The 18775-nt window shown below is 70.5% G+C and carries 16 protein-coding genes; 7 read left to right on the plus strand and 9 right to left on the minus strand.

The window, feature by feature from the left end; all coding sequences use genetic code 11:
- Nucleotides 1–24: 24 nt before the first annotated feature.
- The 4 genes from trpD to EPAKOI_RS14455 are packed head-to-tail and all read left to right on the plus strand — an operon-like array spanning nucleotide 25 to nucleotide 3272.
- On the plus strand, nucleotides 25–1053 hold the full coding sequence (gene trpD / locus EPAKOI_RS14440; protein WP_124683152.1) for an anthranilate phosphoribosyltransferase: 1029 nt from the start codon (nucleotides 25–27) through the stop codon (nucleotides 1051–1053).
- A 6-nt stretch (nucleotides 1054–1059) separates the two neighbouring features.
- A complete protein-coding gene (gene trpC / locus EPAKOI_RS14445) occupies nucleotides 1060–1863 on the plus strand; it encodes an indole-3-glycerol phosphate synthase TrpC (RefSeq protein ID WP_124683151.1) in 804 nt (267 codons plus the stop codon).
- Nucleotides 1864–1878: 15 nt separating this feature from the next.
- A complete protein-coding gene (locus EPAKOI_RS14450; protein ID WP_423192478.1) occupies nucleotides 1879–2502 on the plus strand; it encodes a CYTH domain-containing protein in 624 nt (207 codons plus the stop codon).
- Nucleotides 2502–3272 carry a uracil-DNA glycosylase gene (locus tag EPAKOI_RS14455; protein ID WP_423192479.1) on the plus strand — a complete coding sequence of 257 codons (771 nt, stop codon included), beginning with the start codon at nucleotides 2502–2504 and terminating at the stop codon, nucleotides 3270–3272. The genes EPAKOI_RS14450 and EPAKOI_RS14455 overlap by 1 nt, the downstream gene beginning before the upstream one ends.
- Nucleotides 3273–3277: 5 nt before the next feature.
- Here the strand turns inward: EPAKOI_RS14455 and EPAKOI_RS14460 are convergent, their stop codons facing one another.
- Nucleotides 3278–3565, minus strand: a complete 288-nt coding sequence (locus EPAKOI_RS14460) for an acylphosphatase (RefSeq protein WP_423192480.1) — start codon at nucleotides 3563–3565, stop codon at nucleotides 3278–3280.
- Nucleotides 3566–3645: 80 nt separating this feature from the next.
- Here EPAKOI_RS14460 and EPAKOI_RS14465 point away from each other — a divergent pair, with 80 nt between their 5' ends.
- Both EPAKOI_RS14465 and EPAKOI_RS14470 read left to right on the plus strand, forming a co-directional pair.
- Entirely contained in the window at nucleotides 3646–5391 is a 1746-nt protein-coding gene (locus tag EPAKOI_RS14465; protein ID WP_423192481.1) for an ABC transporter permease, read from the plus strand.
- A 10-nt stretch (nucleotides 5392–5401) separates the two neighbouring features.
- Nucleotides 5402–6718 carry a nitrate/sulfonate/bicarbonate ABC transporter ATP-binding protein gene (locus tag EPAKOI_RS14470; RefSeq protein ID WP_423192482.1) on the plus strand — a complete coding sequence of 439 codons (1317 nt, stop codon included), beginning with the start codon at nucleotides 5402–5404 and terminating at the stop codon, nucleotides 6716–6718.
- Nucleotides 6719–7165: 447 nt separating this feature from the next.
- On the opposite strand, the gene EPAKOI_RS14475 is transcribed toward EPAKOI_RS14470, so the two are convergent.
- The 5 genes from EPAKOI_RS14475 to EPAKOI_RS14495 form a co-directional block, all read right to left on the minus strand.
- Complete coding sequence (locus tag EPAKOI_RS14475) at nucleotides 7166–9547, minus strand: FUSC family protein (protein ID WP_423192483.1); 2382 nt, start codon at nucleotides 9545–9547, stop codon at nucleotides 7166–7168.
- Nucleotides 9548–9617: 70 nt separating this feature from the next.
- Nucleotides 9618–11432: a M61 family metallopeptidase gene (locus EPAKOI_RS14480; RefSeq protein ID WP_423192484.1), complete on the minus strand. Its 1815-nt coding sequence runs from the start codon at nucleotides 11430–11432 to the stop codon at nucleotides 9618–9620.
- A gap of 64 nt (nucleotides 11433–11496) precedes the next feature.
- Complete coding sequence (locus tag EPAKOI_RS14485) at nucleotides 11497–12501, minus strand: MDR family oxidoreductase (protein WP_423192485.1); 1005 nt, start codon at nucleotides 12499–12501, stop codon at nucleotides 11497–11499.
- Between the two features lie 98 nt (nucleotides 12502–12599).
- Nucleotides 12600–13358, minus strand: a complete 759-nt coding sequence (locus tag EPAKOI_RS14490) for a DsbC family protein (protein ID WP_124683143.1) — start codon at nucleotides 13356–13358, stop codon at nucleotides 12600–12602.
- 89 nt (nucleotides 13359–13447) lie between these two features.
- Entirely contained in the window at nucleotides 13448–14710 is a 1263-nt protein-coding gene (locus EPAKOI_RS14495) for a UbiH/UbiF family hydroxylase (protein ID WP_423192486.1), read from the minus strand.
- Between the two features lie 197 nt (nucleotides 14711–14907).
- Between EPAKOI_RS14495 and ychF the strand changes: the two genes are divergently transcribed.
- On the plus strand, nucleotides 14908–15999 hold the full coding sequence (gene ychF / locus EPAKOI_RS14500) for a redox-regulated ATPase YchF (protein WP_423192487.1): 1092 nt from the start codon (nucleotides 14908–14910) through the stop codon (nucleotides 15997–15999).
- A gap of 81 nt (nucleotides 16000–16080) precedes the next feature.
- On the opposite strand, the gene EPAKOI_RS14505 is transcribed toward ychF, so the two are convergent.
- Genes EPAKOI_RS14505 through EPAKOI_RS14515 form a run of 3 tightly spaced genes read right to left on the minus strand, consistent with a single transcriptional unit; the run spans nucleotide 16081 to nucleotide 18715 of the window.
- Nucleotides 16081–16581 (minus strand): GDYXXLXY domain-containing protein, encoded by a 501-nt coding sequence (locus tag EPAKOI_RS14505; protein WP_124683140.1) that lies wholly within the window; start codon nucleotides 16579–16581, stop codon nucleotides 16081–16083.
- On the minus strand, nucleotides 16578–17705 hold the full coding sequence (locus tag EPAKOI_RS14510; RefSeq protein WP_423192488.1) for a DUF4401 domain-containing protein: 1128 nt from the start codon (nucleotides 17703–17705) through the stop codon (nucleotides 16578–16580). The genes EPAKOI_RS14505 and EPAKOI_RS14510 overlap by 4 nt, the downstream gene beginning before the upstream one ends.
- A complete protein-coding gene (locus EPAKOI_RS14515; RefSeq protein ID WP_423192489.1) occupies nucleotides 17702–18715 on the minus strand; it encodes a DUF2157 domain-containing protein in 1014 nt (337 codons plus the stop codon). The genes EPAKOI_RS14510 and EPAKOI_RS14515 overlap by 4 nt, the downstream gene beginning before the upstream one ends.
- Between the last annotated feature and the right edge of the window lie 60 nt (nucleotides 18716–18775).

Consider the following 18775-nt stretch of genomic DNA (forward strand, 5'->3'; position numbering starts at 1 on the left):
GCCCCCGACACCAAAGAATCCGCCATGTCCATCACGCCCCAGGAAGCGCTGACCCGCTGCATCGAGCACCGCGAGATCTTTCACGACGAGATGCTGCACCTGATGCGGCAGATCATGCAGGCCCAGATCAGCCCCGTGATGGCCGCGGCCATCCTGACCGGGCTGCGCGTGAAGAAGGAGACAATTGGCGAGATCTCGGCGGCGGCCCAGGTCATGCGCGAGTTTGCCAACCACGTGACCGTGGCCGACCGCGAGCACTTTGTCGACATCGTCGGCACCGGCGGCGACGGCTCGCACACGTTCAATATCTCCACGGCGTCGATGTTCGTGGCGGCCGCGGCCGGCGCCAAGATCGCCAAGCACGGCAACCGTGGCGTTTCGTCCAAATCGGGCAGCGCCGACGTGCTGGAGGCGCTTGGCGTCAACATCATGCTGACGCCGGACCAGGTGGGCGAATGCATCGCGCAGACCGGCATCGGCTTCATGTTCGCGCCCACCCACCATCCGGCCATGAAGAACGTGGCGCCGATCCGCAAGGAAATGGGCGTGCGGACGATCTTCAACATCCTGGGCCCGCTGACCAACCCGGCCGACGCGCCCAACATCCTGATGGGCGTGTTCCACCCTGACCTCGTGGGCATCCAGGTGCGCGTGATGCAGCGGCTGGGCGCCCGGCACGCCATCGTGGTCTACGGCAAGGACGGCATGGACGAGGTGTCGCTGGGCGCCGCCACGCTGGTCGGCGAGCTCAAGGACGGCGAGGTGCGCGAGTACGAGATCCATCCCGAGGACTTTGGCCTGTCGATGATCTCGAACCGGGGCCTGAAGGTGGCCGATGCGGCCGAATCGAAGGAGATGCTGCTCGAAGCGCTGGACAACGTGCCGGGCACGCCGCGCGAGATCGTCTCGCTGAACGCCGGCACGGCGCTCTACGCGGCCAACGTCGCCAGCTCCATCGAGGACGGCATCGCCCGCGCCCGCGAGGCCATCGCCAGCGGCGCCGCCCGCCAGAAGCTGGACCAGTTCGTGCGCGCCACGCAGCAATTCAAGTAAATCGCCATGTCAGACATTCTTGAGAAGATTCTGGCCGTCAAGGCCGACGAAGTGAACGCGGCGCGCAAGCAGCGCGACCTGCCCAGCCTGCGTGCCGAGGCCGAAAGCCTGCGCACCGAGCCCGGCCTGGCCCCGCGCGGCTTTGCCCAGGCGCTGCGCGCCAAGATCGCCGCCGGCCACGCCGGGGTGATCGCCGAGGTGAAGAAGGCGTCGCCGTCCAAGGGCGTGCTGCGCGAGCACTTCGTGCCGGAGGCCATCGCCGAGAGCTACGCGTCGCACGGCGCGGCCTGCCTGTCGGTGCTGACCGACGTCCATTTCTTCCAGGGCCATGCCGACTACCTGAAGCGCGCCCGCGCCGCCTGCGACCTGCCGGCGCTGCGCAAGGACTTCATGATGGACCTGTACCAGGTCTACGAGGCCCGCACCTGGGGCGCCGACTGCATCCTGCTGATCGTGGCCGCGCTGGACCACGGGCTGATGGCCGAGCTGGAAGCCTGCGCGCTGGAACTTGGCATGGACGTGCTCGTGGAAGTGCATGGCGCCGACGAACTGGACGCCGCGCTCAAGCTCAAGACGCCGCTGGTGGGCGTGAACAACCGCAACCTGCGCACCTTCGAGGTGTCGCTGGACAACACGCTGGACCTGCTGCCGCGCATGCCGGCCGACCGCCTGGTGGTGACCGAATCGGGCATCCTGGGCCCGGCCGACGTGCAGCGCATGCGCGACGCCAACGTCCACGCCTTCCTGGTGGGCGAGGCGTTCATGCGCGCGCCCGAGCCCGGCGTGGAACTGGCGCGCCTGTTCGGCTGACTGAAAGGAGCCGCCATGGCCAAGGAAATCGAACTGAAGCTGGCCGTGCCGGACGCCGCGCTGGCGGCCGTGGCCGCCTGGCTCGACGCCCATGGCGCGACGCGCGGCGAGACCACGCTGCTGAACATCTACCTGGACACCCCGGCGCGCGACCTGGCCGCGGCCAGCTCGGCGCTGCGGCTGCGCCAGCGCGGCAACCAGTGGCTGCAGACGCTGAAGACGGCCGGCCGCAGCGCCGGCGGGCTGGCGGCGCGCCACGAGTGGGAGGTGGAAGTGGCGGGCGAAGCCATCGAGCTTGACCGCTTCGACGCCGATGCCCGCGCGGTGCTGGCGCCGCTGGCCGACCGCCTTGCGCCGGTGTTCCGGACCGATTTCGTGCGCCGCACGTGGATCGTCGAGCAGGACGGCGAGCGCATCGAGGCCGCGCTCGACACCGGCACGATCCGCGCGCCGGGCACGGCCCGCACCGAGCGCATCCAGGAACTCGAACTCGAATGGCTGCCCGGCAGCCACGCCGACGAAGCGGTGGCCGAAGCGGCCCTGCGCGCGTTTGCGGCACGCATCGGCCATGTGGCGCCGCTGCAACCCTCCGACCTCAGCAAGGCCGCGCGCGGCTACCGACTGACCCGCTCCGACTGATGCAATCCGACCTGTTCGCCACCGACACCGCCGGCGCCGCGGCCGCCGCGCCCGCCATCGACTGCCTGCAAGCCCAGGTCGACGCCCTGCCCGCCGCCTGGCGCACCCTGCTCCAGCCATGCCTGGGCAACGCCGACTGGGCGTCGCTGTGCGACTTTGTCGATGGCGAGCGCGCCGCCGGCAAGCCGGTGTTTCCGCACGCGGTGTTCCACGCGCTGCACCTGACGCCGCCCGACGCGGTGCAGGTTGTTATCCTGGGCCAGGACCCGTACCACGGCACGGGCGTGGTCGGCGGCGTGGAGGTGCCGCAGGCGCACGGGCTGGCGTTCTCGGTGCCGGACGGCGTCAAGGTGCCGCCAAGCCTGCGCAACATCTTCAAGGAAATCGGCGCCGAATACGGCGTGGCGCCGGTGCGCGCGTCGGGCAACCTGGAAGGCTGGGCGCGCCAGGGCGTGCTGCTGCTGAACACGGTGCTGACCGTCGAACAGGGCAGCGCCGCCAGCCACGCCCGGCGCGGCTGGGAGGCCGTGACCGACTGTCTGATCCACGCGCTGGCCATGGCGCGCCCGAACCTCGTCTTCATGCTCTGGGGCAGCCACGCCCAGGCCAAGCGCGCGCTGCTGGAGGGCCAGACCCACTGTGTGCTCGAAGCGCCGCATCCGTCGCCGCTGTCGGCGCATCGCGGCTTTCTTGGCTGCGGGCACTTCCGGGCAGCCAATGACTGGCTGGAACGCCACGGCCGGCCCGGCATCGACTGGCAACGGACCTAGCGGACCTAGGCCGTCGGGCGCCAAGCGAAGCTGTCGAACGTCTCGGGCGGCGCCGGCGCCATGTCGACCCGCGACACCTGCGCGGCCGGCGGGCCCTGCTCCATCCACTGCCGCAGCGCCTCAAGGTGCTCGCGCGAGCCGGTGGCGATGACCTCCACCGTGCCATCCATCCGGTTGCGGACCCACCCCGTCAGGCCCAGCGCCATGGCCTTGTCGGCACACGCGCCCCGGTAGCCCACGCCTTGCACGCGGCCATGGGCCACGAGGCGCCAGGTTTCGGTCGAAGCTGTCATGGTTTTCCTCTCACCTAGGTAAACTACCTAGCCCGGTCGGGCGTTAGCACGTCAGCATACGACGACCGGGAGCCCGTGCCATGCCACCAACGCCAGACACCCGGCAAGCACCGGGCTACGCCGCGCCGCTGCTGACCGCGCCGCCGAACCGGTTCGACCTGGCGCTGCTGCCGATCATCCTGGCCGTCATCGTCACCGTGGCCTACGCCGCGCGGCAGATGGACGTGCCGTACCAGCCCGGCCAGGCGCTGGCCATCCACCTGGACCCGGCCTGGCTGCCCTACTACCTGATGCGCACCAGCATCCGCATGCTGGCCGCGCTGGCCGCGTCGCTGGTGTTCTCGTTCGCGTTCGCGGCGCTGGCGTCGCGCAGCCGCACGGCCGAGAAGGTCATGGTGCCGGCGCTGGACATCCTCCAGTCGATCCCCGTCCTGGGCTTTTTGTCGATCACGGTCACCGGCTTCATCGCACTGTTCCCGGGCAACCTGGCCGGCGTGGAATGCGCGGCCATCTTCGCCATCTTCACGTCGCAGGCGTGGAACATGGCGTTCAGCCTGTACCAGTCGTTCCGCACCATCCCGGGCGACCTGCTGGAAGCGGCCGCCATGTTCCGGCTGTCGCCATGGCAGCGGTTCTGGCGGCTGGAAGTGCCGTACGCCATGCCGGGGCTGCTCTGGAACATGATGATGTCGATGTCGGGCGGCTGGTTTTTCGTCGTGGCGTCCGAGGCCATCTCGGTCTCCGGGCAGGACATCCGGCTGCCCGGCATCGGCTCGTACATCGCGCTTGCCATCCAGCAGCAGGACCTGGCGGCCATCGGCTGGGCGATCCTGGCCATGCTGGCCGGCATCGTGCTCTACGACCAGTTGCTGTTCCGCCCGCTGGTGGCGTGGGCGGAACGCTTCCGCTTCGACACGCTCGCGCAGGACGCCGTGCCGCAGTCGTGGCTGCTGGGCCTGCTGCGCCGCTCGGCGTGGGTGCACGCGCTGCTGGGCCACGCCGCCGCGCTGGCCGGCCGCACGCTGGCCTGGAGCGCCCGCCATCGCGGCACCGTGGCGCTGCCGGCCGCGCCGGCGCGCTGGGCGCCGTGGCCAGACCGCCTGCGCGACGCGCTGATCGTGGCCGTGGCGCTGGCCGCCCTCTATCGCGTGTTCCACTTCGTGCATGGCGAGGTGGGCTGGGCGGAGGCGGCCCACGTGCTCTGGCTCGGCACGCTGACCATGGCGCGCGTGATGGTGCTGATCGCGCTGGCCGCGCTGGTCTGGGTGCCGATCGGCATCCGCATCGGCCTGAACCCGGCCGCCGCGCGCGTGGCGCAGCCCATCGCCCAGTTCCTGGCCGCGTTTCCGGCCAACCTGATGTTCCCGCTGGCCGTGATGGCGATTGCCCGGTTCGGGCTGAACCCGGAAATCTGGCTCAGCCCGCTGATGATCCTGGGCACGCAGTGGTACATCCTGTTCAACGTGGTGGCCGGCGCGTCGGGCATCCCCATGGAACTGCGGCTGGCGGCGCGCAACATGGGGCTGCGCGGCTGGCTGCTGTGGCGGCGCTTTCTGGTGCCGGCCGTGTTCCCGAGCCTGCTGACCGGGCTGGTCACGGCGGCGGGCGGGTCGTGGAATGCCAGCATCGTGTCTGAATACGTGACCTGGGGCGACCGCACGCTGGTGGCCACGGGCCTGGGCAGCTACATCGCCGAGATGACCGCGCGCGGCGACTTTCCGCGCATCGCGCTGGGCATCGCCGTGATGGCGCTGTTCGTGGTGGGCTGCAACCGGCTGTTCTGGAACCGGCTCTATGACCTGGCGCAGTCGCGCACGCGGCTTTGAGGAAATGACGATGACACCGCAAGACACCACCCCGGTGATCGACCTGCGCGGCGTGGGCAAGATGTTCCGCACCGCCGACCATACCGACCGCGCCGTGCTGGAGGGCGTGGACCTGACGCTGCGCGCGGGCGAGATCGTGGCGATGCTGGGCAAGTCCGGCTCGGGCAAGTCCACGCTGCTGCGGATCATGGCCGGCCTGGTCGGCGCCGACCGTGGCGAGGTGCGCTTCCGGGGCCGGCCGCTGACCGGCACCGCCGAGGGCATCGCGATGGTGTTCCAGTCGTTCGCGCTGTTTCCGTGGCTGACGGTGCAGCAGAACGTGGAGCTGGGGCTGGAAGCGCAGGGCGTGGGCCGCGCCGAGCGCGCGCGCCGGGCAGAGTCGGCCATCGACATGATCGGCCTGTCGGGCTTCAACAGCGCGCTGCCACGCGAGCTGTCGGGCGGCATGCGCCAGCGCGTGGGCATTGCGCGGGCGCTGGTGACCGAGCCGGACCTGCTGCTGATGGACGAGGCGTTCTCCGCGCTGGACGTGCTGACCGGCGAGACGCTGCGCGACGAGATGCTGGCCCTGTGGGAATCGGGCCGCGCCAACATCCGCAGCATCCTGATCGTGTCGCACAACATCGAGGAAGCCGTGATGATGGCCGACCGGATCGTGATCCTGTCGAGCGACCCGGGCCGCGTGCGCGCCGAGGTGCCCGTGCCGTTCCCGCGCCCGCGCAACCGCGACGACCCGCAGGTGCGGGCGCTGGTGGACGAGGTCTACGCGCTGATGACATCGCCGGCCGCACTGGGCCCGCGCGTGCCCGCCATGGCCGCCGCGCAGCAGATTGGCTACCGGCTGCCCGACGCCGACATCGGCCAGATGGAAGCCGTGCTGGACCTGCCGCACGAATCCCCGTTCTTCGGCCGCGCCGACCTGCCCCACCTGGCCAGCGAGGCGGGCCTGACCGACGACGACCTGCTGCCCGCCTGCGAGGCCATGCAGCTGCTGGGCCTGGCCCAGATCGCCGGCGGCGACATCTCCGCCACGCCGCTGGGCCGCCGCTACTACGAGACCGCGCCGCCCGAGCGCAAGGTCCTGTTCGGCCACCAGCTCCTGACTCACATCGCCCTGTCCGCCCAGATCCGCCGCGAACTGGAACGCAGCCCCGACGGCGAAATCGGCGAGGAAGCGATCCTGCGCGAACTGGAAGCCTTCCTGAAACCGGACGAAGCCACCCGCGTGCTCAAGATCGCCATCGACTGGGGACGCTATGGCGAGGTGTACGGGTACTCGTTTCACAGCGGCATGCTGACGCTGCCGGAGGGGATGGGGACGGGGTGATGCTCCGCTAAAGCTTGCGATGGCTCAGGCGTCGCTGCTTGTTTGCTCCCCTCTCCCGCTTGCGGGAGAGGGGGTGGGGGTGAGGGCCGGCGGCTCTAATTGCGACGTACTCGGCAAGCAGATCCTCAACGCCCTCACCCCCAGCCCCTCTCCCACGTTGTGGGAGAGGGGAGCGAAACAGTACGATGGCTCAGGCGTCGCTGCTGGTTTTCTCCCCTCTCCCGCTTGCGGGAGAGGGGGTTGGGGGAGAGGGCCGGCGGCTCTAATTGCGACCTGGTCGGCAAGCAGATCCTCAACGCCCTCTCCCCCAGCCCCTCTCCCACGTTGTGGGAGAGGGGAGCGAAAACAGTGCGATGGCTCAGGCGGCCCCGCTGGTTTGCTCCGCCAAACCGCGCGATGGCTCAGGCGGCCCGCTGGATTGCAAACCCCCAGCCAATCCGTACGCCATCACCCCTTCAACGGCATGCGCACGGCCCGTCCGATTGCCCCGGTGCGCAGCGCGATCTTGGCTGCGTCTTCGCGTAGCGCGCGCAGGCGCCTTTCCAGCAGGGCGTTGGCGGGGCGGCCCGAGGCGCTGGCCGATGTGGCGGCGTGCTGGTCCTGCGATTTCTGCAGCGGTTCGTTGGCGCCGATCTCGCCGGCGGCGGCGGCCTGGGCCAGGACGTCGGCCTTGCGGCGGTCGGCCGAGTCGGCGATGCGGGCGCGGCGTTCGCTGGCGTCCTCTTCGGCTGGCGCGGTTGCCTCGGGCTTTTCCGCCGTGGCCGGCTCGGGGGCCAGTTCCACGCCCGCCACGGCGGCCTCCACCGGGGTGCGGATGAAGCCTGCCCCGCGCGGGCCGTGGCGCTCCTCGCCGGCCAGGCGTTCGCTGGCCAGCGTCAGCGAGCGCAGCGCGGCGTCGGTGGCCTGGTCGATGGCGGCCTCGGCCGCGGGCACATCCAGCTCGCCATAGTGCTGCCGCACCTGGATGCGCGCGGCGGCCACGTGGGCGGCCACCAGGTAGTTCTGGACGATGAAGCGGCTCAGGTTGTCCACGGCGCGGTGCCGGCTGCGCGGTTCGTCGAGCATGCGCTGGAACGACCCGATCAGCGCCGACAGGTTGTCCATGAACTGCTTGCGCTGCACGCGGTAGGCAAAGTCGTCCGATGCCTTGCGCGTCAGCAGGTCGCGCGTGGCGGCGATGTAGCGGCGGTTGGCCTGCAGCACGTTCTCCACCAGCTTGGGGATCGACCGGTACTCCCAGCTCGGCAGCACGAAGCTGAAGATCGACGCGATGATGCCGCCGATGACCGTGTCCACCAGCCGCTCGCCCACCACGGTCTGGCTGCCCGGGATCAGCAGATTAATCTGGATCAGCACCTGGACGCACGCGGCGATGGCCGTGTAGCGGTACTTGATGGTCACGAACGCGGCGCTGGCCACCAGCGCCAGGTACAGGATGGCGATCAGCGCCAGCGGCTCGTGCACCCAGCGCAGGATACCCACGCTGATGATGCAGCCGATCAGCGTGCCGATCAGGCGGTCGTTGTAGCGCTGCTTGGTCATGCTGAAGTTCGGCTTCAGGATCACGACGATGGTCAGCAGTATCCAGTAGCTGTGCGACGCATATGGCAGGCGGTCGCCGATCCAGAGCCCCACGGCCACGGCCAGCGTGATCCGCAGCGCGAAGCGGAACGCCGGCGAGCGCCAGTGCAGGTTGTCGCGCACCACGGCGAACTCGTACTTCTGGCGCGTCAGGAACGGCGTCATGTCCGATCCGGGCAGCACCTTGGCCGGCTCCACCGGCGTGCGCGACGCCTCGTGCAACTGGCCGACCAGCGTGATGGCGCCGCGGATCATCTCCAGCGTGTCGCGCAGCGCGTTCATGGCCGCCGGCGAGACGTGATGGTGGCGAAGCTGGTCGATCTCGTCCTCTACCTTCTTCAGGTCGGGCCGGTAGTCGAACGCGCTGTACGACGGCCTGCCGCGCGTCACGTCGTAGGCAATCTCCTCCAGGTCCTTGCCCAGGCCCAGCACCAGCCGGCGCAGGCCGTCCAGCACCGGCGTGCCGCCGAACGTCTGGCGCAGCAGGGCGTACTCGGTGTTGGTCGACAGCAGGTATTCGTAGAGGTCCAGCATGCGCAGGTGCACCTGCACCAGCAGGCCGTCGTGCGGGGTCTTGTTGCCGCGCAGCACCATGTCGCGGGCGGCCTGCTGGCGCTCGGCCACCACGATCTGCTGGCGCACCAGCCGGTTGAACTGCTCGTCGTAGTCGGTGCCGGCGTCGTAGAAGGCGGCCTTGATCTCCAGGTAGCCGGCCATCTCGTAGAGCGATTCGGCCAGGATCTGCTGCCGCGTGCGGCGCTCCATCAGCCAGCTCACGGCCATCGCGTAGACCAGGTAGCCGAACGCGCCGATGCCGAACAGCGCGGCGTGCGACAGCGCCTTGCGCACCACGAATTCCTCGTTGATCGTCAGCGTCATGACGAACAGCATCGAGAACTGCAGCGGCATGGTCTTGTTGCCGTAGACCGTCATCATGCCGGCCAGGAACGTGACCAGCACCAGCACGAACGGCTGCACCTGCGGGAACGGCGTGGCCAGCGCCACGATGGCCGTGACGGCGGTGCACAGCAGCACGCTCGCCAGCATCTCGTTGAACTTGTGCGGCAGCGGGCTCGGCAGGTCCATCAGGCTCGTGCACAGCGCGCCCACGGACACCACCATGGCGCTGGGCAGGTCCATGAACGGCATGGCCAGCAGCGTCAGGCCGATCACGCCCGTGGCCGAGCGCAGGCCACGGTAGATGTAGTGCGAAAACAGGAATGTGCGGGGGTCGTGCGCGTATTCCATGGGGCGATGGGGGCGGGTGGAGAGGCGGCGGCGCCGTCGCCATCATGGCCACGGCGCGGTGACGGGGCGGCTACTGGCCGAGCCAGCGCGCCCGCCCGGCATGCCTGCCGGCCTCGACCTTGACCTTGTACTGCGTGGCCGGCTCGCGCGCCAGCGTCACGGGCAGCACCTGCAGTTCGTCGCGGCGGAACACGTGCAGCTCGGCCCGGTCGCCGGGGCGGTAGCGCGCCAGCAGCTTGTCGAGCTGCCCCGGCGCCACGCGCAGGCCATCCACGGCGGCGATCAGGTCGCCGGCCGACAGCCCCGCGCGCTGCCCGGCCCCGCCGTCCAGCACCTGGCTCACGCGCACCCAGCCATCGTCGCCACGGGTCTTGATGCCCAGCGCGGCGGCGCCGTTCGGCTTCTGCGGCTCGGCCACCAGCCCCACGCCGCGGAACAGCGCCGGCAGGCCGATCTCGCCCGTGCCCTCGGTCAGCGCGCGCAGCAGGCCGCCCAGCTTCAGGCCGCTGACCTCGTCGATCAGCGCGTACACCTCGGCCTCGGTCACGCCCCGCTGCGTGGCGCCCGGCGCGTAGAAGTCGCGCCCGTAGCGCTGCCACAGCGCGCGCATGACGTCGTCCAGCGAGCGGCGGCCGCGGGTCTTCTCGCGGATGGTCAGGTCCAGCGCCAGCGCCACCAGCGACCCCTTGGTGTAGTAGCTGACGATGGCGTTCGGCGCGTTCTCGTCCTGGCGGTAGTACTTGGTCCAGGCGTCGAACGCGCTGTCGGCCACGCTCTGCTTGGTGCGGCCCGTGCCGCGCAGCACGCCGTTCCAGGTCTTGGCCAGCATGTCGACGTACTGCTGCTCGGTGACCAGCCCGGTGCGCACCAGGATCAGGTCGTCGTAGTAGCTGGTGAAGCCCTCGAACAGCCACAGCAGCGGCGTGTAGCTTTCCGCCTCCAGCCGGTACGGCACGAACGCGGCCGGCTTGATGCGCTTGACGTTCCAGGTGTGGAAATACTCGTGGCTGCACAGGCCCAGGAACGTGCGGTAGCCCTCGCTGGTCTCGGCGTTGCCGCGCACGGGCAGGTCGCTGCGCGCGCACATCAGCGCGGTGCTGGCACGGTGTTCCAGCCCGCCGTAGCCGTCGGTCGTGACCATCGTCATGAAGACGTAGCGGCGGTTGCTGTCCAGGAACGGCGCGCGGGCCGAGCGGGGCTCGAACAGCCGGATCTGCGCCTCGCAGATGCGCTTGAGGTCGCGGCAGATGCGCGGCATGTCGAGCTGCGGCACGCGGCCCGTGAACACCACGTCGTGCTGCACGCCGCAGGCGCGGAAGCTGCCCAGCGCGAACGTGCCCATTTCCACGGGATGGTCGATCAGCTCGTCGTAGTCGCTGGCCTGGTAGCGGCCAAAGCCGTAGCGGCGCGCGCCGCCGGGGCCGCGCGCCTCGGGCAGCGCCGTGGCCACGCGCCAGCCGGCATAGGCGTCGCCGGCCGGCGGGTGGATATCGACCAGGCACGGCCGGTCGTCCTGCCCCACCACGCGCAGGAACACCGAGCTGCCGTTGAAGAAGCCGTGCGTGGTGTCCAGGTGCGCGCTGCGCACGGACAGGTCCCACGCATAGACTTCGTAGCTCAGTGTCAGCGGGCCGGCGTCGGCCGGCAACGGCGCGGCCAGCCAGGTCTGCTTGTCCAGCTTGGTCAGCGGCACGCGCACGCGGCCGGCATCGGCGCGGATGCGGACGATATTGCGTGCGAAATCTCTGATCATGTAGCTGCCCGGGATCCACGCGGGCAGCGTGAAGACCTGGCCGGCCGGGTCGGGGACGTCCACCGTCACGGTCACGGCGAACAGGTGGGCTTCCGGTTGAAGCGGGGCGATGGCGTAGCGGATCGGCGTCATGGTCTCGATTGTAGCGTCACGCCCCGGGGCGCCCGGGGACGGGCGGTGCGGCCGGCCGCCGGGGTCAGCCGTTCACGTCGACGACCACGCGGCCGCGCATGCCCCCTTCCACGATGCGCCGGCCGGCGTCGATGGCATCGGCCAGCCGGATCTCCTGCGTGATGGCCTGCAGCCGGTCTGGCGCCAGGTCCTGCGCCAGCCGCTTCCAGGCCGTCTCGCGCAGCGGCATCGCGGCCATCACGCTGTCGATGCCGGCCAGCGTCACGCCGCGCAGGATGAACGGCGCCACCGACGCCGGGAAATCCATGCCCTGCGCCAGCCCGCACGCCGTGACCACGCCGCCGTAGCGCACCTGGGCGCAGGCGTTGACCAGCGTGTGCGAGCCGACCGAATCCACCACGGCGGCCCAGCGTTCCTTCTGCAGCGGCTTGCCCGGCGCGCCCAGTTCGGCGCGGTCAATCACGTCGGCCGCGCCCAGCGCGCGCAGGAAGTCGGCCTCGGCCGTCTTGCCCGTGGACGCCGTCACGCGGTAGCCCAGCTTGGACAGGATGGCGATGGCCACCGACCCCACGCCGCCCGACGCGCCGGTCACCAGCACATCGCCATCGCCGGGCCGCACCGGACCGTTCACGCCGCCGCGTTCCAGCGCCAGCACCGACAGCATGGCCGTGTAGCCAGCCGTGCCGATCGCCATGGCCTGCCGCGTCGTGAACGCATCGGGCACCTTGACCAGCCATTCGCCCTTGAGCCGCGCGCGCTGCGCCAGGCAGCCCCAGTGCGTCTCGCCCACGCCGTGGCCGTTCAGCACCACGCGGTCGCCGGTCTTCCAGCGCGGGTCGCTGGAATCGAGCACGGTGCCCGCGCCGTCGATGCCGGCCACCATCGGCCACTTGCGCACCACCGGCGAGCGGCCCGTGATGGCCAGCCCGTCCTTGAAGTTGATCGTCGAATAGTCCACGGCCACCAGCACGTTGCCGTCGGCGGGCAACTGGCTCTCGTCGAGCTGGGCCATCTGCGCCTGCGTGGATTTGTCGTCGGCCTGGGTCAGCAGCAGCGCCTGGAAGGTCATGATGGGGTGTCTCCCGATTGTCGTAGGTCGATCCGGCCATGCAAAACGGCCGGACTGGGCCGGCCGTTCGCGTCAGCCGGCGGGGTCCGGCGTCGTCGTTATTTCTTGAGACTGGCGAGCTTGCGTTCCAGCGTGGCGGCGTCCGCCGCGCCCGGAATGCGCGTGCCGTCGGTAAAGAAGACGGCCGGCGTGCCCGTGATGTTCAGGCTCTGGCCCAGCGCCAGGTTCTCGTCCACCGGCGTCTTGCAGCTGCCGTTGCCGGTCAGCGCCGTGTGGTTGAGCATCCAGTCGCGCCACGCCTTGGTGCGGTCGGTGGCGCACCAGACCTGCCTGGACTTGACCGCCGAGTCCGGCGACAGCACCGGGTACAGGAAGGTGTAGACCGTGATGTTGTCCATTTGCTGGAACGTCTGCTCGATCTTCTTGCAGTAGCCGCAGTTCGGGTCCGAGAACACCGCCACGGTGCGGCTGCCGTCGCCCTTGGTCCACTTGATGGCGCGCGACAGCGGCAGGTCCGACCACTTGATCTTGTTGATCTCGGCCAGCCGTTCCTCGGTCAGGTTGGTGTTCGTCCTGGTGTCGATCAGCTCGCCATTGAGGATGTAGCGGCCCGTGGCATCGGTGTAGACGAGCTGGCCGCCGACGTTGACCTCGTACAGCCCCGGCACCGGCGCCTTGGTCACGCTCTTCACCTCGGCGCGGCCGCCCAGCATGCGCTGGATCGACGCCTTGATCTTGTCCGTGCCCGGCTCGTCCGCGGCCAGCGCGTGCAGGGCGTAGCCGGCGGCGCCCAGGCCGCCGACGCAGGCGACGATCGCGGCAAGGCGGGCGGGTCGGCGGCGGAACAGTTGCAACATATTGACTCCAGGTAGCGGTTTGCCGGTCAGTGTGCCGGCGGCGATGTCATCGGTAAATCGTGGAACGCGCAATTGTGGGCATCGGCGGCCTAGCCCAGTGCGCGGCTGATCAGCAGCCGCTTGAGCAGCCCCTGGCCGCCCACGGCGCGCATGCCGAGGTTGCGCACCATGCGGGCCGGCGTGCCCGGCAGCGAGAACAGCCGGTGCAGGCCGTCCGTGGCGGCCGTCAGCGACAGCAGGTCGGTGGCGCGCGCGCGCTCGTAGCGGCGCAGCAGCCGCAGGTCGCCCTCGTGGCGGAACGGCTCCTTGTCGGCCATCACGCGGCCCAGCTCCACCACGTCGCGCAGGCCCAGGTTCATGCCCTGCCCGGCCAGCGGATGCACGACGTGCGCCGCGTCGCCCACCAGCGCCACGTGCGGCTGGGCGAAGTGATCGGCCCGTTGCAGCATCAGCGGAAAGCCCTGCGCCGGCGTGATGCAGCGCAGGGTGCCGAAGCGGGCGCCCACGGCGCCGCTGGCCACCTGCGCCACCGTGGCGGCCAGTGCCTCGGGCGTCAGCGCCAGCAGGTCGCGGGCGTGGGCCTCGTCGGCGGACCAGACCATCGACACGCGGTTGCCGGGCAGCGGCAGCATGGCCAGGATCTCGCCGTTGGCGGGTTCCTCGTCGGCCATCAGCTTTTCCGGGGCGCCCAGGAACCACTGCCAGGCGGTTTCCTGGTGCGGCAGTTCGCAGCGGAAGTTGGCCACCACGCCAAGCTGGCGGTAACGCCGCTGGGTGGTGCCGATATGGCACTGCTGGCGCACCCAGGACCGCGCCCCGTCGGCGCCGACCAGGCAGCTGGCGCGCACGCGGCGGCCATCGGCCAGCGTCAGCGTCACGCCGTCGAGGTCGCGGTCGAGCCGTTCGGCGGTGTCGTCGAACCACGTCACCTGGTGCTGGAAGCGCAGCGCGGTGTCCAGCACCCGCTCGACATGCCCCGATTCGACGATCCAGGCCAGTTGCGGCACGGCGGCGGCGTAGGCCGAGAAATGGAGGTCGCCATCGGGCGAGGGGTCTGACTCCGACGCGCTTTGGTCGCCGAACACGCGCATGTCGCGCACCGGCTGCACGCGGGCGGGGTCCAGCGCCTCCCACACGCGCAGGCGGTCCAGCAGGGCCTGCGAGCTGGCGGAGAAGGCGTAGATGCGGCTGTCCCAGTCGTCGTCGCCGGTGCGGGCGGTGTCGGCGGCGGGCCGGGGCGCCACCAGCGCCACCTGCATGCCCTGCTGCGCCAGCAGCAGCGCGCAGGCCTTGCCGACAATGCCACCGCCGACCACGGCGATCTGGAAGCGGGAGGAAGGATTCGACGACATCGATATGGCGGCGTCGCTTGGGCGACGGCGCGGCGGGTGCGGATGGCTGGATTATAGCGACGTGACCGCGGCGGCATCGGCCGCGCTGCCCCCGGGCCTTCGGGCGCCCCCGGCCGGGCGCGCCGGCGTGCATCGCGGCCTCGGCCGGCGCCGGCCATCCGCTAGAATACGGGTTTCGCCATTTCCCGCCTGACACCATGAGCCTCAAATGCGGCATCGTCGGCCTGCCCAACGTCGGCAAGTCCACGCTGTTCAATGCCCTGACGAAAGCCGGCATCGCCGCCGAAAACTATCCGTTCTGCACCATCGAGCCCAACGTGGGCGTGGTGGAAGTGCCGGATCCGAGGCTTGCCAGGCTGGCCGAGATCGTCAAGCCCGAGCGCATCCTGCCGGCGACGGTCGAGTTCGTCGACATCGCGGGCCTGGTGGCCGGCGCGTCCAAGGGCGAAGGGCTGGGCAACCAGTTCCTGGCCAACATCCGCGAGACCGACGCCATCACGCACGTGGTGCGCTGCTTCGAGGATGACAATGTGATCCACGTGGCCGGCAAGGTCGACCCGCTGTCCGACATCGAGGTCATCAACACCGAACTGGCGCTGGCCGACCTGACCACCGTCGAGAAGGCGCTGGCCCGCTACATCAAGCCGGCCCGCGCCGGCGACAAGGAAGCCCAGCGCCTGGTGGCCGTGCTGGAAAAGGCACAGTCGGTGCTGGACCAGGCCAAGGCCGTGCGCACGCTGGACCTGGCACCCGAGGAATGGGACGCCCTGCGCCCGTTCTGCCTGATCACCGCCAAGCCGACGATGTACGTGGCCAACGTGCGCGAGGACGGCTTCGAGAACAACCCGCACCTGGACGCCGTGCGCGAGCACGCCAAGACCACCGGCTCGCCCGTGGTGGCCGTCTGCGCCGCCATCGAGGCCGAGATCGCCGACCTGGACGACGCCGACAAGGCCGAATTCCTGGCCGACCTGGGCATGGAAGAGCCGGGCCTGGACCGCGTGATCCGCGCCGGCTTCAAGCTGCTGGGCCTGCAGACGTACTTCACGGCCGGCGTGAAGGAAGTGCGCGCCTGGACCATCCACGTGGGCGACACCGCCCCGAAGGCGGCCGGCGTGATCCACACCGACTTCGAACGCGGCTTCATCCGCGCCCAGACCATCGCCTACGACGACTACATCCAGTACAAGGGCGAAAACGGCGCCAAGGAAGCCGGCAAGATGCGCGCCGAAGGCAAGGAATACGTCGTGCACGACGGCGACGTGATGAACTTCCTGTTCAACGTCTGATCCGCGCCACACTCCGCGCCAGCAAGAATGCCCGGTCTTCCCGGGCATTTTTCTTTTGCGTCGCGCTGGCGGCCGGCGCGCCTACATCGGCGCCAGCCGTTCATCCCGCATTCCCACCAGCAGCGCCTGGCCGCTGGCGTCCACGCGAAATTCGCCGAAGCGGGCGCGGGCGTAGCGGTCGGCCTGGCCTTCCTGGAAGAACCATGCATCGGTCGATACCTGCACGCCGTTGCCGCCCCAGCGCGTGGGCACGTTCTGCACGCGCAGCAGCAGTTCGCCGGGCGCCAGCGGCTCGCCCTTGTCCAGCCGGACGAAGTGGCCCTCCTGGCGGTCGTCGCGGCGGATCACGATGCGTTCCTCGCGCGCCAGCCGGGTCTGTTCGGAGCCGTGTGCCACGCGCACCGCGTCGGCCACCGAAAAGTGGAGCGCCATGTAGTCGCCCTGCATCAGCGAGCGCGGGTCCACCGGCGCCAGCCGCAGGTAGACCACCTCGCCGCGCGCGATCAGGCGTTCCTTGCCGACGATGCCAGCCAGCGCCACGCCCATGGCCAGCAGCCATCCGACGATGATCCAGCGTTTCATGCGGCGGTCTCCTTGCGCGGCAGGCGGGCAAGCACGGCCCGGGCGGCCAGCGGCAGCGCCCCTGCCGCCGCCAGCGTGATGGACTTGGCCAGCAGCGTCCAGTGCAGCGTGCCGTAGTACCAGGCAAAGCCGATCAGCACCGTGGCGATGGCCAGACCGAGCCAGGGCCGGGACCCGCGCCGCAACGCCAGGGCCAGCGCCAGCACCCCGGCCGTGACGGCCGGCGCGTACACCATCAGCGCGCTGAACGCAATGGCCAGCCCCAGCAGCGCGGCGCACAGCGGCGGCGCGCAGGCCAGCCGCTTGCATTCGATCAATACCAGCGACACGAGCACGGCGCCCAGCAGCGCGCCAGCCAGCCACGCGCCGTGGCCGCGCCAGACCGTGCTGGTGCCGAACAGCAGGTCGGCCGGATGCGCGAGCCCGGTGACCACCAGCGCGGCGGCCAGCGCGCCCAGCAGCGTGGCGTCGGCGGCCGGTTCCCAGAGGTCGTGGCGGCCGCGCGCCGCGATGGCGTCCTCGCGCAGCACGAACGCCAGCACCAGCGCGAACGCGGCGGCCGACAGCGGCGCCAGCGCAATCGGCACCGCCGTCCAGCGCGGCGCGACGACGTCGCCCAGCCCGATGCACGCGGCCACGGCCAGCGCCACCCAGGCCCCCAGCGCGGCCAGAAAGCGGTGCAGCCGGTCCGGCACGGCCGCGAACAGCACCGCCTCGAACACGGCGATGCCGAGCCAGAACGGCGCCACCTGCAGGAAGCTGTGGAAGCCGATGGCCTCGCCCACGCCGGCAATCGCCAGACCCTGCCCGCCCAGGCTCAGCGCCAGCGCGAACTGTCCCAGCGCAATGCGGCCGCCGTCGCGCGCGGTCAGGCGGTACAGCACGATGGCGATGCCGATCATCACCAGCCCGGTGATGGCCATGGCCGGCCCGTTGCCGCGCGCGGCGGCGAACACGGTGCCGATCAGGAACATCTGGAAGAACAGCGCGCCCAGCCAGCCCGCGCCGCCCATCAGCAGGCGGATGGGCCACGGCGTGCGCAGCGTCGGCGTGAAATCGCCCTGCACCGCGCCGCGCGCGGCCAGCCGCTGCCAAAGCGAGCGTTCGATCTGGTCCGGATTCATGCCGCGCTCCCCGACGTCGACCGCCACGCGCGCAGCAGCCAGGTGGCCGCCGCCACGGCCAGCCCGATGGTCAGCAGGGCCAGCAGCAGGAAGGTGCCAAAGTCCCCATGCAGGTCAGCCAGCCAGCGCCCGGCCGCCGTGACGATGACGCCAATGCCGGTCAGGCAGGCCAGGCTCAGCACCACGATATCGAACGCGCGCCAGCGGAACCACGCGCCCAGGCCCGCCAGTGCCACGCAACTGGCCAGCAGCACCGGCACGCTGGGCTGCGACGTCAGCACGCTCATCACGCCCAGCCAGCCCGCGTAGCCGCAGGCCATCAGGCCGATCAGCCGCGGCCCGGCCACGCCGGCAAAGCCCCAGCGGCCCGCGCGCGCGGCCAGCACATACCACGCCGCAAGCTGGACGATCGACATCGCCAGCAGGAACAGCACCGTCGCGCGCGCATCCCGGCCCGAGAACAGCAGGTCCAGCATGCCGCCGATGCCAAGCTGCACGCTGCAGTAACGCAGCAGCGCCACGTTGCCGACGACCAGCACGATCCACCAGTGCGGCGCCGCGCGCGCCGCCAGCGCCCAGGGCACCGCCAGCAGCGTCCACAGCGCGAAGAGCTGCCACGCATCGGCGCCGGTCTGGTAGGTCTGGCCGATCACGGCCATCAGCACGCCGGACACGATCTGCGCGCCGGCCAGCGCGGCGCGCCCGATGGGGTCGCCCGCCGGCCGCAGCAGCGCCAGCGCCGCCAGCCCCGTCAGCAGACCGCCGACGAGGCCGAATTTCGTGAACTTGTGCAGGGCCGCCCAGTTGAAGGCGAAGAAGACGATCACGCCGGCGCAGAGCAGCGCCGTGCCGAGGATCAGCAGCGCGCGGTCCAGCCAGTGGTGCCAGTGCGCGCGCCCGGGCAGCGTGGGGGCCCAGGCGGCCAGCAGGTCGTCGGCGCCGAGCCGGCCCCGGCTGCGCCAGTCGGCCAGCGCCTGCTGGATGGTGCGGCGAGAAGTGAAGGTGTCCAACCAGCGTTCCCCCGGGTAATCGGCATGGCCTGCATGCTAGCAAACCGGTGCGCCAAAGTC

Source organism: Cupriavidus sp. H18C2 (genome assembly GCF_049393795.1).
GTDB classification, from domain to species: domain Bacteria; phylum Pseudomonadota; class Gammaproteobacteria; order Burkholderiales; family Burkholderiaceae; genus Cupriavidus; species Cupriavidus pauculus_C.

Excerpts from the sequence above, each read along its gene's own strand:
- trpD (WP_124683152.1), top strand. The coding sequence starts at position 25 with ATGTCCATCACGCCCCAGGAAGCGCTGACCCGCTGCATCGAGCACCGC.
- trpC (WP_124683151.1), top strand. The coding sequence starts at position 1,060 with ATGTCAGACATTCTTGAGAAGATTCTGGCCGTCAAGGCCGACGAAGTG.
- EPAKOI_RS14450 (WP_423192478.1), top strand. The coding sequence starts at position 1,879 with ATGGCCAAGGAAATCGAACTGAAGCTGGCCGTGCCGGACGCCGCGCTG.
- EPAKOI_RS14455 (WP_423192479.1), top strand. The coding sequence starts at position 2,502 with ATGCAATCCGACCTGTTCGCCACCGACACCGCCGGCGCCGCGGCCGCC.
- EPAKOI_RS14460 (WP_423192480.1), bottom strand. The coding sequence starts at position 3,565 with ATGACAGCTTCGACCGAAACCTGGCGCCTCGTGGCCCATGGCCGCGTG.
- EPAKOI_RS14465 (WP_423192481.1), top strand. The coding sequence starts at position 3,646 with ATGCCACCAACGCCAGACACCCGGCAAGCACCGGGCTACGCCGCGCCG.
- EPAKOI_RS14470 (WP_423192482.1), top strand. The coding sequence starts at position 5,402 with ATGACACCGCAAGACACCACCCCGGTGATCGACCTGCGCGGCGTGGGC.
- EPAKOI_RS14475 (WP_423192483.1), bottom strand. The coding sequence starts at position 9,547 with ATGGAATACGCGCACGACCCCCGCACATTCCTGTTTTCGCACTACATC.
- EPAKOI_RS14480 (WP_423192484.1), bottom strand. The coding sequence starts at position 11,432 with ATGACGCCGATCCGCTACGCCATCGCCCCGCTTCAACCGGAAGCCCAC.
- EPAKOI_RS14485 (WP_423192485.1), bottom strand. The coding sequence starts at position 12,501 with ATGACCTTCCAGGCGCTGCTGCTGACCCAGGCCGACGACAAATCCACG.
- EPAKOI_RS14490 (WP_124683143.1), bottom strand. The coding sequence starts at position 13,358 with ATGTTGCAACTGTTCCGCCGCCGACCCGCCCGCCTTGCCGCGATCGTC.
- EPAKOI_RS14495 (WP_423192486.1), bottom strand. The coding sequence starts at position 14,710 with ATGTCGTCGAATCCTTCCTCCCGCTTCCAGATCGCCGTGGTCGGCGGT.
- ychF (WP_423192487.1), top strand. The coding sequence starts at position 14,908 with ATGAGCCTCAAATGCGGCATCGTCGGCCTGCCCAACGTCGGCAAGTCC.
- EPAKOI_RS14505 (WP_124683140.1), bottom strand. The coding sequence starts at position 16,581 with ATGAAACGCTGGATCATCGTCGGATGGCTGCTGGCCATGGGCGTGGCG.
- EPAKOI_RS14510 (WP_423192488.1), bottom strand. The coding sequence starts at position 17,705 with ATGAATCCGGACCAGATCGAACGCTCGCTTTGGCAGCGGCTGGCCGCG.